The 13,472-nt window shown below is 64.9% G+C and carries 13 protein-coding genes; 10 read left to right on the plus strand and 3 right to left on the minus strand.

Annotated elements, in window-relative coordinates; genetic code table 11:
* Positions 1 to 57: 57 nt before the first annotated feature.
* Entirely contained in the window at positions 58 to 531 is a 474-nt protein-coding gene (locus AB4Y36_RS27295) for an Lrp/AsnC family transcriptional regulator (protein ID WP_069263434.1), read from the plus strand.
* A 209-nt stretch (positions 532 to 740) separates the two neighbouring features.
* On the opposite strand, the gene AB4Y36_RS27300 is transcribed toward AB4Y36_RS27295, so the two are convergent.
* Positions 741 to 950, minus strand: a complete 210-nt coding sequence (locus tag AB4Y36_RS27300; protein ID WP_069263432.1) for a DUF1059 domain-containing protein — start codon at positions 948 to 950, stop codon at positions 741 to 743.
* A gap of 451 nt (positions 951 to 1,401) precedes the next feature.
* Here AB4Y36_RS27300 and AB4Y36_RS27305 point away from each other — a divergent pair, with 451 nt between their 5' ends.
* The 5 genes from AB4Y36_RS27305 to AB4Y36_RS27325 all read left to right on the plus strand — a co-directional run bounded on the left by AB4Y36_RS27305 (position 1,402) and on the right by AB4Y36_RS27325 (position 4,656).
* Positions 1,402 to 2,808: an FAD-binding oxidoreductase gene (locus AB4Y36_RS27305; RefSeq protein WP_368684643.1), complete on the plus strand. Its 1,407-nt coding sequence runs from the start codon at positions 1,402 to 1,404 to the stop codon at positions 2,806 to 2,808.
* Between the two features lie 34 nt (positions 2,809 to 2,842).
* Positions 2,843 to 3,136 carry a GYD domain-containing protein gene (locus tag AB4Y36_RS27310; protein WP_069263426.1) on the plus strand — a complete coding sequence of 98 codons (294 nt, stop codon included), beginning with the start codon at positions 2,843 to 2,845 and terminating at the stop codon, positions 3,134 to 3,136.
* Positions 3,137 to 3,434: 298 nt separating this feature from the next.
* Entirely contained in the window at positions 3,435 to 3,779 is a 345-nt protein-coding gene (locus AB4Y36_RS27315; RefSeq protein ID WP_256094614.1) for a hypothetical protein, read from the plus strand.
* Between the two features lie 4 nt (positions 3,780 to 3,783).
* Positions 3,784 to 4,122, plus strand: coding sequence for a hypothetical protein (locus AB4Y36_RS27320; RefSeq protein ID WP_368684644.1), 339 nt, complete (start codon positions 3,784 to 3,786; stop codon positions 4,120 to 4,122).
* Positions 4,123 to 4,203: 81 nt separating this feature from the next.
* Complete coding sequence (locus tag AB4Y36_RS27325; protein ID WP_069263579.1) at positions 4,204 to 4,656, plus strand: lytic transglycosylase domain-containing protein; 453 nt, start codon at positions 4,204 to 4,206, stop codon at positions 4,654 to 4,656.
* Between the two features lie 48 nt (positions 4,657 to 4,704).
* On the opposite strand, the gene AB4Y36_RS27330 is transcribed toward AB4Y36_RS27325, so the two are convergent.
* Both AB4Y36_RS27330 and AB4Y36_RS27335 read right to left on the minus strand, forming a co-directional pair.
* A complete protein-coding gene (locus tag AB4Y36_RS27330; protein ID WP_368684645.1) occupies positions 4,705 to 5,676 on the minus strand; it encodes a DUF6492 family protein in 972 nt (323 codons plus the stop codon).
* A 19-nt stretch (positions 5,677 to 5,695) separates the two neighbouring features.
* Positions 5,696 to 7,714 (minus strand): GumC family protein, encoded by a 2,019-nt coding sequence (locus tag AB4Y36_RS27335; RefSeq protein ID WP_368684646.1) that lies wholly within the window; start codon positions 7,712 to 7,714, stop codon positions 5,696 to 5,698.
* Between the two features lie 325 nt (positions 7,715 to 8,039).
* On the opposite strand from AB4Y36_RS27335, the gene AB4Y36_RS27340 reads away from it, so the two are divergent.
* The 4 genes from AB4Y36_RS27340 (at position 8,040) to AB4Y36_RS27355 (ending at position 13,156) form a co-directional block, all read left to right on the plus strand.
* Positions 8,040 to 8,759, plus strand: a complete 720-nt coding sequence (locus AB4Y36_RS27340) for a polysaccharide biosynthesis/export family protein (protein WP_069263417.1) — start codon at positions 8,040 to 8,042, stop codon at positions 8,757 to 8,759.
* Between the two features lie 63 nt (positions 8,760 to 8,822).
* Positions 8,823 to 10,109, plus strand: a complete 1,287-nt coding sequence (locus AB4Y36_RS27345; RefSeq protein ID WP_368684647.1) for a hypothetical protein — start codon at positions 8,823 to 8,825, stop codon at positions 10,107 to 10,109.
* Complete coding sequence (locus AB4Y36_RS27350) at positions 10,096 to 11,781, plus strand: glycoside hydrolase family 44 protein (protein ID WP_368684648.1); 1,686 nt, start codon at positions 10,096 to 10,098, stop codon at positions 11,779 to 11,781. Before AB4Y36_RS27345 ends, AB4Y36_RS27350 begins: the two co-directional genes overlap by 14 nt.
* Positions 11,774 to 13,156 (plus strand): lipopolysaccharide biosynthesis protein, encoded by a 1,383-nt coding sequence (locus AB4Y36_RS27355; protein WP_368684649.1) that lies wholly within the window; start codon positions 11,774 to 11,776, stop codon positions 13,154 to 13,156. Before AB4Y36_RS27350 ends, AB4Y36_RS27355 begins: the two co-directional genes overlap by 8 nt.
* Positions 13,157 to 13,472: the final 316 nt, after the last annotated feature.

Below are 13,472 nucleotides of genomic sequence, written 5' to 3' on the forward strand. Positions count from 1 at the left end.
TGTTCATCAATTAGCAACACTCGCCCCAAATTCAACTTTTTCAGGGAAAGCTGGCCAATGAAATTCGACCGCGTGGATGTGGCCATCCTGCACGCCCTGCAGCGCGACGCGCACGTGAAGTCCGCCGACCTCGCGGAATCGCTCGGGCTTTCGCTCTCACCGTTCTACCGGCGCATCCGTATGCTCGAAGAGCGCGGCGTCATCACGCAGTACGTCACGCTGCTCGATCAGGAGAAAGCGGGCTTTCCCGTCAACGCCTATGTGTCGGTGGCAATCGAGAAGAAGAACGAGACACGGCTAGCCGCGTTCGAGCGCGCGATCTCGAACTACGACGAGGTGATGGAGTGTTATTTGATGACGGGCGCGTTCGACTACATGCTGCGCGTGGTGGCGAGCGACATTGCGGGCATCGAGCGTTTCGTCATGACGCGCCTCACCAAGATCGAGGGCGTGCGTGACATTCACACTTCCGTGGCGCTGCGCCGCGTGGAGTACAAAACCGAGCTGCCGGTGCGCGTGCGCGACGAGTGACGCGCGGTGCAATGCTGCGGTTCAGGATGTCGAAGGAATCACTGCTTAGCGAGGGCGTTCACGCCTTTTGCCCCGTCTTGCGGCGCGCGCCTGCGCCGTGAGCAGCGCGGCGGTGCGCTGTTCGAGCCACGTTGCGGCGCTGCGTTTTCTCGTGCGCCTCGGGGGGCAGGCGCACCGGCCGGCACATTGCATGCCGGGCCGGTTTCTCGTCATGAACGTGGCGATATTTCGGGCGGCGAGCCCTCATGAAAGAGCTGGCTGAGTTGCGCGCGCAGTTCGGGCGAATCGGCGTGACGATGCACGCTCACCGCGTGTTGCACGGCAGCTTCCAGAAGCTCCGAATCCGAATCCGCCGAGATAGCAACCGTGCAGTTCATCTCACTGGGAAACTCCCTGCAGTCAATGTACTTTCGCGTCATGGTGGAACCTCTCGCTGGGCGGGTAAAAAACAGGCACGCATGCAGGCCGCGCGCGTGAAAATTATAGAATCCATGCATTGTGCTTGCTAAACTATTAAAGCGAATCCAGACGCGACAATAATCTGAATTAATTGCACGTTTTTTATCAAGCTGCATAATTTAGGTTATCTAATGAATCGACGAGGCTCGGTGGCTGCCTGGGTGCAATCCAGATCGTCACAAAGCGCTCGCCCCCGGCCCCTCGCGGTCCGGCCAGAGGCGGCCCCCGCCGCCCTTTGCGAAAGCCCTTCCTTCCCGCTTTCCCGACCGGACGCACGCCGCGTCACGCGCGTGCGTCAGCCGCATTGATTCGACAATTGAAGCGGTCGCCTGCAGTTCCGTTCAGTCCATGAAAACGCACGTCCGGCTATTGGCGCGCGTTTGTCCGATCCGTTGAATTGAGAGGTGTGCCATGTCCAGCCTGTCGAGCGAATCCATCGCCACATTGAAAAGCGCGCTGCGCGGCGAAGCCCTGCAACCCGGCGACGCGGCCTACGAAGAAGCCCGGCAAATCTGGAACGCGATGATCGAGCGCCGCCCCGCGCTCATCGTGCGCTGCCGGGGTTGCGCCGACGTGCGCCAGACCGTGGCGCTCGCGCGTGAAAACGGCCTACCGCTCGCCGTGCGCGGCGGCGGCCACAATATCGCAGGCAGCGCGCTATGCGACGGCGGCATCGTGATCGATCTCTCGCTGATGAAGTCGGTCAGAGTCGAGCCCGCCACACGCCGCGCGTATGTGGAGCCCGGCGCCACGCTGCACGATTTCGACCACGAAGCGCAGGCGTTCGGCCTCGCTACGCCGCTTGGCATCAATTCGACGACGGGCGTCGCGGGTCTCACGCTGGGCGGCGGCTTCGGCTGGCTGAGCCGGCGCTTCGGCATGTCGGTCGACAACCTCGTCGCCGCCGACGTCGTGACCGCCGACGGCAACCTGCTGCGCGCGAGCGCCGAAGAAAACGCCGACCTCTTCTGGGCGCTGCGCGGTGGCGGCGGCAACTTCGGCGTGGTGACGATGTTCGAGTTCGCGCTACACCCCGTCGGTCCCGAGATCTACGGCGGACTGGTCGTGCTGCCGTTCGACGCCGCGAAAGAAGCGCTGACACACTACCGCGAAGCGGCCGAAGCGATGCCCGAAGACCTGACCGTATGGAGCGTGTCGCGTCTCGCGCCGCCGCTGCCTTTCCTGCCGCCCGAGGTTCACGGCAAGCCCGTCATCGTCTTCGCGATCTGCTATTCGGGGCCGCCGGAAAACGGGCCGAACGCGGTGGAGGCCGTGCGGCGCTTCGGACCGCCGTGTGGCGAACATCTCGGACCGATGCCCTATGCCGCGTGGCAGCAGGCGTTCGATCCGCTGCTCACGCCGGGCGCCCGCAACTACTGGAAATCGCACAATCTCGACGCGCTGCCCGACGGCCTCATCGACACGCTGATCGACGCCATCGCCGCGCTGCCCTCGCCGGAGTGCGAAATATTCTTCGGGCAAATTGGCGGCGCGACCCTGCGCGTCGCGCCCGATGCGATGGCCTACCCGAATCGCGACGCGCTCTACGTCATGAACGTGCACGGCCGCTGGAGCGATCCCGCCGACGACGCCCGCTGCGTCGCCTGGGCGCGCGGCTTCTTCGAAGCTTCCGCGCCTTATGCGCTCGGTAGCGTCTACGTGAACTTCCTCACCGACGACGAACGCTCGCGCGTCGAGGCCGCCTATGGTCCGAACATGAGCCGTCTCGTCGCCGTCAAGACGAAATACGACCCGCACAATCTTTTCCGCCATAACCAGAACATCCGGCCCGAAGGGTCGGCCGAGGGAAGCCAGTAATCCGCGTTTCGATGTCATCGTAAGGGGAATCGTCATGTCGACTTATGTGGTGCTTGCGCAGTTCACCGACCAGGGTATCCGCGCCGTCAAGAACAGCGCGCAACGGGCCGGTCAGGCAGCGGAACTCGCCAAAACTTTCGGCTGTGAAATGAAGCAGATCTACTGGACGCTCGGGAAGTACGACATCGTCACGGTCATCGAAGCGCCCGACGAGGAAAGCTTCATGGCGTTCGGCCTCGCACTCGGGTCGCTCGGCAATATCCGCACGCAAACGCTGCGCGCCTTGAGCAAGGATGAGTTCACGGCGGTTCTCGGCAAGCTCAATTAATGAGCGCCGGCGCGCGGCACCCGGGCCGGTGCCGCGCCGCCATTCATCATTCTTCATACCTATTCGCCGCACGCGCGGCGCATTCCTCCCGCCAGATGGGGAGGCAGTTCCCTGCCCGAACACACCATGGCGCGCGAGCAACCTTCCGGGAAGCCGCATTGCGCGAGCGAAGTCTTTCTTTTTGGCAAACGTTTGCCGCTCGGGTATCAAGTCCGCGCGCGCGAGGCCGACAACGCGTACATCGCCACGAATTTTTGGAGACCCGGACGTGACGCGCGTTTTGCTTTTACTTACCGTAATGGTTATGACAGGCTGCGCGCAACTGCAGCCGCCCACTACGGCGCAAACCGGGAAACCCGCCGAGTCGAACGTCATCATGAAGTTCGACATTCCCGCCGATGCACTAGGCGCGCACGACCCGCAACTGAGCGCCGTGCTCGCCAAGGCCGGCGCGCTCGCCGCCGCGCAAAAGCAGCCCACCGTGATCCGCGTGACGGCGCTGGGCGAGGACTTCAAGTACATCAATCAGGCCATCTGGCGGGGCGTGCCGGCACGAGGGCCCAAACCCACGCTCGAAAACCTGACGGCTGGCGCGAACCAGACGTACAGCGTCTCGATCGAACCGATGCATGCTGGGAGCTGACACGATGCGTCCGATCATTCTCGCCGCTGCACTCGGCCTTGGTAGCGCGGCCTGGGCGGGCCAACCCGCCGCCAGCGCGCCCGCCGCCACCGTCGTTGCGGCTGCCGCCATGCCTGCCGCCGACAAGGTCTATCCGCCGCTGCCCTCGCTCGCCATGCTGCCGCCCGCAACCGGCGACGACGACGAGGCTCCCGCGCCGCATTCGTCGTCGCACAACAAGAAGAAGACGCGTCAGCGCGATTGCCACTGCGCCATGCCCACGCCGCGTCTCGTTGTCTCCGACACCTCGCGCGCCTATCTCAAGGACATCGAGCAGAAACTCGATTCCGCTTTCGCGCAGTGACGTCGCGCATTGACGCCCAACCCGGAGCTTCGACCCATGCAGCAGAAGACCAACGCCCTGCGCCAGCTACGATCGCGAGTCATGCGCGCCTGGGTCGCGATCATGAGCCTCGCGGCGCTCGGCGCGACGCTCGCGCATGCCGCGCCGCCTGCCGACGAATGCTTCGAAAAGGCCGGCGCCTACCAGGGCGTGAATCCGCTCGTGCTGCGCGCCGTAGCGTGGCGTGAATCGAAAGGCGACGCGGCGGCCATCAATCACAATGCGAACGGCTCGATCGACGTCGGCCAAGCGCAGATCAACTCGATCCACTTTTCGGAGCTTTCGCGCGAGGGCATTCCGCACGGCGCCCTCACGGACCCGTGCGTGAATATTTTCGTGGCCGCCTGGCTGCTCAAGCAAAAGATGGTGCGATACGGCAACACATGGCGCGCGATTGGCGCATACCACTCGGAGTCGCCGCACGAGCGCGATGCCTACGCGCGCAGCATTCAGGCCATTCTCGTGAGCTGGGGCCACCTGCAGCCGGGGCGATGAACGAAGCGCCCGGCGTCGCTTCCTATTCGTTGCAGGCGCAACGATCGCTTAGCCGCGCAGCTTGTTCAACAGCTTGAGCCCGCGGCGCGCCATGGCCGAATAAAGCTCGGCGCCCTTGAGCGCAGGGTCGACATGGCGCTCGTAAGGCTGCAGCGTGATCGGGAAATACGGCGCAAGCTTCTCCACCACGCGCTGTGGCGAGATGTGCGTGTTGCTCTGGACCACGGCGAACATGCCGTCGCTTTCCGGCGCAAGGTGGCGGGCCTCGCTCCAGCCTTCCATCTTGTCGGCAAACCAGACGCTTTCGTCGGCGTGCAGCGCGCGCTGGCCCGGTTTCGGGCCCGTGTGGTACTGCTCCAGCAGCCCTTCGTGTTCCGCGTTGAGCCAGTAAAGCGTGTATTCGGTCCAGTCGAGTGCGTAATTGGCGAGCAGCACGCGCCGCCAGTCGGTGCCGTGCAATGCCGCCAGGCGCTGTTGCAGGCTCAGACACAACGTGCGCGACAGGATGGCCGGCGTCCACCAGATGCCGTCGCGCGCGAGTTGCGGATCGAGATTCAACAGCTTCGCCGAAGCCTCCCAGTAATACGGCTCGACCGTGCGCGGCTGAACATGCGTGAGCGCCCGACCGTCGAGAATCAGCGTATCCGCGCTGAAGCGATGCGTGGCGAAGCAGTCGGGGTCGAGCACGAGGAAATACTCGGTCTCGATCCATTCGGGTGCATTCAGCTTGATGATCTGCTGCCGGTGCCAGTTGCGGATCTGATGACGCTGCGAGAACTCCGCAAAAATGCCCATGTACAGCGATTCGTCGACCACTTTGATGGGGAAATCGGACCACGCTTTCGCGTAGCCCTTGACCTCTTCGAGTTCGTCGTGCGGCACGACGATGACGAAACGGTGAAACGTCCTGGGCGTCGTGAAGTGACGCAGCGACGAGAAGAGGATGTCGCAACGGCCGATATTGTCGGCGTAATGCCGTCCCCGCGTCTTCACCGGCAGGATCGCGCTGATCTGGTGCATGGCAGTCAGGTCCCGAATGTTAGAAGAATCGGTAAATGAAGTTCGGGATATAGCCGCGCCGATGCGTCAGCGCAATGCCGATCAGCCTGCCGCCCGCGTCGAGCAGCTGCGTTTTCAGGCCGAGGACCACGGGCTTGCGCGACACCTCTGCGCGCACCGCCATGACCGTGGCGTCCGCCAGCGCCGCGTTTTCGATGCCGGCGAACGACTGGCTCGCGGGCGGCGCATGCACGACGATGTAGTCGTGCGCCTCGCGCAGCGTATTGAACAGGGTCGTGGTCTGCTGCCACGAAGTCGGGAACGTGCCGCTCTCCGGCCGCGCGACGACGATGTTGTGCCGCTCGACGCTTTCGAACACGAGGCCGCTCGAAGCCGCCATCTCCGTGGGCGCCGCGCTCGCCGCACGGCTTTGCCCGCCGTGTCCCGACCACGTCAGCAGGCCCTGCGCGTTCGGCGGGCCATAGAGCGGCGAGTCGGCGCCGGAAGCCATGTCGAGAATGAGGACCGGCTTGGTCGTGCGATGCTCGAGTTCGACGGCGAGACCGCGAATCACCGAAAGCAGCCCATCGTTCTTGCCGAACGAGAGCGCCATGACCACCTTGGCGGGCGAGTCCGTGCTCGCGTTGATGGCCGCGATCATGCGGCCATACGCCATGTGCGCGGGCCGGCTGGCCGCTTTGGCCGCGTCGGCCGACGCCCCCGCGGCGCCGGGCCGGCGTGCGCCGCCGCCGAGCATCACCGGCGCGTTCAGCACCGGCAGCAGCAGAGAGCGCTCGGCCTGCTCCGGACTCAGGAAGGTCTCGCGCAGGCTCGCCATGACGAGCACGACGAGCGCCGAAATCAGCAGACCCGCCGCCACGCTCGCCGCAATGATGAGGCTGGCCGACACGCTGCGCTGCGAAGGCGGGAACGGCGCCTGGATCACGCGCACGTTCGTGCTGTTCACCTGGCTCACCTGCCCCTGCTGGATCTTCGCCAGCTCGACCTGGCGCGAACGGTCCTTGAAGCTGTCGGCCAGAATGTCACGCGTTGCCTGCAGCTGGCGCATCTGGCTGGAGATGTCGCTCAGGCTGCGCAGCTTCGCGCGCGTGTCCTTGATCTGCTCTTCGAGCGCCTGCTGGCGCGCGGTTTCGCCCGCGATGCTCGCATTCAGTGCGGCCAGCCGCCCTTGCACCACGTCGTAGTAATCGTTGTGGCCGTAGCGCGTGGCCGTGGCCATTTGCGCCTTGCGTCGCGCGATGCTCGCGTGCATGTCGGCGATCTGCTGATCGAGCTGCTGCACGAACGGCGAGCTGTCCATGTAGCGCGAGGCGAAATCGGCGCGGCGCGCTTCGAGCTGCATCAGCGAAAGCTGCATCGTGTCGAGCGCATGGGCGGCCTCGGAGTCGTCGGTGAAGATCGGGATCGTGGCCTTGACCCCCTTCGAGGACGCCTGCTCCGACTTCAGTTCGCCGCGATGCTGCGCGAGCGACGTGTCGTTCTCGAGCTTTTGCTGAACCAGTTGGCTTTCGAGCAGCACGGCGCGCGAGGTCTGGTCGTCGATATTGACGATGCCGTGCGTTTTCTGGAACGCGAGCAGGTCGGCATCGGCTTTTTTCAGTTGCCTTGCGACTTCGTCGCGCTGACCAGTGAGGAAATCGACGCGGCCGGACGTGAAAATCGTCGCGCGCCGGCGGAAGTACGTGTCGAGCAGACGCGAAAGCGCATCGGCTGCTTCCTTGGGATCGGCGTCGTAATACGTGAGGTTGATGGTGCTCGCGAGATCGTTTTGCTCGATATGCAGCCGATGCTCGAATTCCTGCAAATGGCTGTCGATTTCCTGTTCGCTTGCGTTCGGCCCCAGTTTCGCGATCACCACGTCGCGATGCAGTTCCGGGCTGCTGAGGATCTGCGCTTCGACGCCGTCGAGCTGGCCAATGGCGGGCTGCACCGCGGCGCCGCCATTCGGGTTGTTCGACTGGTCGTAATATCCTGCAAGGAGTACGAGCAAAGTCGACTGCGCCCGGTAAGGCATGGGCACCAGAAGCGCAACCGCCACGCCGATCGCCACAACGGAAAGAAATACCGCTGTTGCAACCTTGCGATAATAAAAAAAGGTGTTGAGATAGTCCCGGACCGTCAGTTCGACAACAGCCGCCTTCCTTTCAGGCCTTGTTCTAGTAGTAATAACCATACAGGTGCGGTTCCAGGCCAGCAGTGAAGATTCGACGGCGCATATAATACGTAAGAAAACATCCAGGATGTCGCGTTAAACTGACATCCGCGAAAAAATCGTGCGAGTTCCACCCTTCATTAACGGCAATTCCTGCCGTTACTTGACAAGAGATCAGGAACCGCAAGCCACCGCTTCACCCACGCGCCCGATGAACATACTCCGACCAGCCTGCGTCCTCGGGCTGATAACGCTTACCGCCTGCACCCAGACCTGGGTGGAGCCGCAATTCCAGCAGCGGGCGCAATTCGCCGCGTGGTCGCAAGCCTCGCCGGGCGTCTATCGCATCGAACCCGGCGACGACCTCTCGGTCGTCATGCCTTTCAATGCCGAGCTGAACTTCCGCGGTTCGGTCGCGCCGGACGGCGGCCTGACCATGCCGTTCGCGGGCACGATCCCGGCGGCAGGGCTCACGGTCGCCCAGCTCGGCGACGCCATCGACAAGGCGCTTGCTGCCAACGGCATGGCGAAGAACGCGCACGCTTCGGTTGCCATCGTGCAGTCGGCCGCTAAAATCTATGTGGCCGGCCAGGTCGCGCGCCCCGGCGAAATCGCGCTGCACACGGGCATGAGCGTGCTGCAGGCCATCGCCGCCGCGCAGGGCTTGCTCGACACGGCGCGCACCAACGAAGTCGTGCTGATTCGCCGCAGCCCCGATGGCCGCCCGATGCTGCGCACGATCGACCTCGACGCGCTCACGCATCGCGGCGACCCGGCGCAGGACGTCATCCTGCAGGCCACCGATACGATCTTCGTGCCGAAGTCCTCGATCGCCGAAGTCGACCAGTGGGTCGATCAGTACATCGACAAGGTCATTCCGTTCCAGCGGGGCTTCGACTACACGATCTCGAACAATCCCACGACGTACTAAGCCTGCTCTGCGAGCCTCGACCGCCCGACGGCTCTCCACGGCCGCGCAAACGAATCACACGCGATGGAAACCGCCACCACGACCACCGGGCTTGCCCCCGTCTTTTCGAGCGAGCCCGCCAGGTGGCGGGTCACGTGGTGGCTGCTCGCGCTCCTGCCGCTCTTTGGCCAGACCTTCCATTACCTGAGCACGCTCGTGCCGCTCTGGGCGCTCTCGAAAGCGCTGCCGGTCATTTCGCTGCCCGCCGTGCTGCGTCTGGGCGGCGAACCGCGTTTTCCCATGACGCGGCAAATCCTCATCAGCTTCGCGTGGCTGTTGCTGGTGCCGAGCTTTGCGGCCGTGTTCTACTTCCACGAGGGCTTTTTCACGAGCATCACGGCGCAGGTGAAACTACTGCCCGTGCTGTACTTCTTCTCGTTTCTCGCGCTGCTCCTCACGCTCAAGCCCACGCTCGGCGAGCTGGAGCGCGGCTTCCTCGTGCTCGGCGTCGTCATTCTCGCCGTGCTGATCGTGCTCTGGGCCGCGGTGCCCTCGGACTGGTACCAGGAGTCGTATGTGATCGGCCAGTCGCCCTTTTTCAGCAGCGACAACCGCGGCCATCGCATCCGCATGTCGATGTATTTCCCGCTCATCCTGCTGTTCTTCTGCTACCGGCGCGCCTTCTTCGAAAAGCATGCGGGCTATCTGCTGGGCGTGGTCGTCGCGTTCGCGGTCACGCTGCTGATCGTCAAGACGCGCGCCATGGTCATCGGCATCATGGGCGTGCTCGTCATCAACACCTTCGCCTGGTCGCGCATGCGCACGCGCGTTCTGCTGCTGCTCGCCGCGCCCGTCGCACTCGCCACCCTGTTCTCGGCGGGCTATCTCGCCACGACCTTCAGCACCGACGCGAGCACGGGCTTCGACACGCGCCGCATCACCATCATGCTCGCCACGAAGTTCCTCGGCAGCGAGCCGATGCGCTGGCTCTTCGGTGTGGGCACGATCAGTTCGACCAGCAAGGACAACCTGATCGACTACTTTCACCACTTCTTCTTCCTCGCCGACATCACGTGGCTCGGTATCGTGTTCGAGTACGGCCTGATCGGCGCGCTCATCATCCTGTTCTTCCAGCTGCGCGGCATCGTGTTCTACCGGCGCCTGCGCAAGAAGGTCGACGACGATTTTCTCGGCGCGCTGTTCGACTATCTCGTCTACGTCCTGCTCATTTCATTCTTTTATCCGCCTACCCTCACGCCGGGCGAGACCGCGGTCATTCTCGCGATCTTCGCGTACGTCTGGCGCGTGGGCGAACTGGACGGCGATCACGACGACCATGCCGGTCTGCAGGTTCACCATGCCACGCTTTAAGCGCAACAAGCGTATCGAGCGCCCCAACCTGCACGCGCTGGTGGTCGGCGCGCTGCTCATGTCGGGCGCGGCGGCCTGCACCGACGCGACTTCGGGCACGCCCTTGCCGGTGGCCATCTCGGTGGATGCCGCCGCCGGCCGGCACCCCATCAGCCCGCTGATTTACGGCATCAACTTCGGCACGACGGCGGTTTTGCAGGACCTGCGCGCGCCCATCAACCGCTCGGGCGGCAACAGCGCCTCGGCCTATAACTGGCGCCTCGACGCACGCAACGCGGGCAAGGACTGGTATTTCGAGAGCCTCGCCGTCAATCCCGCCGATATCAACGATCAGTTCGGCGAGCGCTTCGTCGCACTCTCCCAGGCGGCGGGCGCCACGCCCATCGTGACCATTCCGATGCTCGGCCGCGTGGCGAAACTCGGGCCCGCGCGCGAGACGCTCGCGAGCTTCTCGATCGCCAAATACGGCCCGCAGCCGAATCACGACGTGAACGGCCACGCCGACGCCGGCAACGGCGTGGCAGCCGGCGGCAAGCCGATTGCCGGCAACGACGCGAACGACGCCTCGATACCCGACGACCCGCAAAACGAACAGGCGCGCGTCGCGGATCTGGTCAAGCAATTCGGCGGCGCGAGCGGCGGCGGCGTGCGCTACTACGCGCTCGACAACGAGCCGAGCCTCTGGCAGCTCATTCACCGCGATGTGCACCCCACGGGCGCCCATGCGAGCGAAATCGCCAGCAAGGCGATCGTCTATTCGCGCGCCGTGAAGGCGGCGGACCCGCACGCGCAGATCGTCGCGCCGGAAGAATGGGGCTGGCAGGGCTATTTCTACAGCGGCTTCGACCAGCAGTACGCCGCGGACCACGGCCTCGATCACACGCCCGACCGCACAGGCGAAACCCAGGGCATGCCGTACGTGCCCTGGCTGCTCGCGCAATGGAAAGCGGCGGGCCATCCGGTCGACGTGTTCAGCCTGCACTTCTACCCGCAGGGCGGCGAATACGCCGAGACGGGCGTGACGAGCTCGCAGGCCGTCGCGCTCATGCGCAACCGCTCCACGCGCGACCTGTGGGACCCGAACTACAAGGACCCCACGTGGATCAACAGCGTCGTCGCGCTGATCCCGCTGATGCGCCATTGGGTCGATACGTACTACTACCCGGGCACGCCCATCGGCATTACGGAATACAACTGGGGCGGCGACACGCTGATGAACGGCGCGACAGCCCAGGCCGACGTGCTCGGCATTTTCGGCCGCGAGGGGCTGGATATGGCAACGCGCTGGGGCACGCTCGATCCTTCGATGCCGGTGTACAAGGCATTCAAGCTCTACCGCAACTACGACGGCAACGGCGCGGCATTCGGCGCAACCAGCATTGCCGCGAACGCGCCCGATCCGGACGCCGTTTCCGCGTTTGCCGCCTTGCGCGAGCGCGACCACGCGTTGACGCTCGTGGTCATCAACAAGCAACTGGACCGCCCCGCCGATGCCGCCGTCACGCTCGATCATTTTGCGGCGAGCGGCGTGGCCGAAACCTGGCGGCTCGCAAACAACCAGCTGTTCCGCATGCCCGACGCGCACTACCAGGACAGCACGCTGCGCGCGAGCCTGCCCGCGCAGAGCGTGACGCTGTTCATACTGCGCGGCGCACAGGCGCAGCATGAGTGAAGCCGGCGAAGCGCAGATGCCCGCGAGCCAAACCGGCGGCTCGATGATCCGGGGCTCGCTCGTGAGCCTCGGCGTGCGTCTGCTCGACCTGCCGAGCCGCTACGGTTTCCATCTGCTGATCGCCGCCATGCTGGGCGTGGTCCAGACAGGCGACTTCTATATCGTGTTCAGCACGATGGTGGCGCTCGCGGGGTTCGGGCGCCTCGGCATCGATCAGGCGCTCACGCGGCAGATCGCGATGGACCTCGCGGCGGGCGAGGCGCGCGCCGTGCGGCCGGCCATCCGTCGCGCGCTGTGGCTGGTGCTGCTCGCCTCCACGGCCATGTCGATCGCGCTTGGCGCGGGCGCATTCGCCTTCGCGTACGACGTGCTGAAGAAGCCCGAGCTTGCCTGGCCGCTCGCGCTCGGCGCGCTCTCCTTCATCCCGCAAAATCTCGGCGCGGCCATGGCGGGGGCGCTTGCGGGACTCCAACGCGTGGGCTGCAGCCAGATGATCTATTCCTGGCTCTGGCCGGCGATCTTCTGCGCCGTCGCCATCCCGCTTGGACTGACGCACGGCATGAGCGTCGCGAGCACGCTCATGCTGATCGCCGCCAGCTTCACGCTCACCGCGCTGACCGGCGCGTTTCTGCTCAGGCGTTTTCTTGCCGGCGTGCCCGGCGGCGCGCAAGCGCCAGCCGAACCGCCGCGCTTGCTCAAGGCGGGTTTGCCGCTTTTCACGCTGGAATTCACGAAGCTCCTGATCACCTCGGCGCCTGCCATCGTGCTCGGCATCGTCGCCTCGTCGCGCGAGACCGGGCTCTTCGCGCTGGCGTGGCGTCTCGCGCTCGTCATCAACCTGCTGATCAGCGGCGTGACCGGCATGGCCGCGCCGAAGTTCGCGAGCCTTTTCGCGCGCAACGACCGGCATGGGCTCGACAAAAGCGCGGCCCAGGCGGCCGGCCTCGTGCTGTGCCTCGCGTTGCCTGCCGCGCTGTGCATGCTGCTCTTTCCCGAACACCTGCTGCGCCTGTTCGGGCCTGGCTTCGGCGGCGGCGCGGCGGCGCTGCGCGTGCTCGCGCTCGGCCAGATCGCCGCGGCCTGCTTTACCGCCATGCCCGAACTGCTGGGCATGACCGCCCACACTTCCGTCCTGTACCGAATCAACCTCTACTCGGTCGCCGTGCTGCTCGTGGGCCTCGCCGCATTCGCGCCGCTCGGCGGCAGCGTGGGGGCCGCGGCGGCGGCATCGCTGGCCATCGCCGTGAACGGCGCGCTCGCAGCGTGGGCGGCGCACCGGCTGCTGGGCGTGTTGCCACTTGCGTTGCTCGGGCAATGGGTGCTCGGGCGCGTGCCGGGACGCAGCGCGGCGCAAGACCCAAACCAGGACGCCTAGATCGTGGGGCAGTGCCGGCCTCAACTGCTTGCGCTTTCAACGACAATTCGCTCGCGACCCCGAGTGTGATTTCCCCGACCGACCAGCAGTAACGGCACACCAGGGCGACAGCCGGTCGCAAAAAAGCGCCGCGGCCCGCGATATGCTGCGCGCCCATGAGGCGCGCAGCTTTGCTGATATCATGAAAAAAACTCGCACCCCGGTGCGAAATAAACCGCTTTACGCCGATGGCGGGACGGCGCGCACCGTGCGCCACGTTGCTCGGCAATACCGTGAACTACACCCATCCTGACCGTGCGATCCGCGAGTGCGCTTG

Origin of the sequence: Paraburkholderia sp. BR10936, from assembly GCF_040965735.1 — a bacterium.
Lineage (GTDB): Bacteria > Pseudomonadota > Gammaproteobacteria > Burkholderiales > Burkholderiaceae > Paraburkholderia > Paraburkholderia nodosa_A.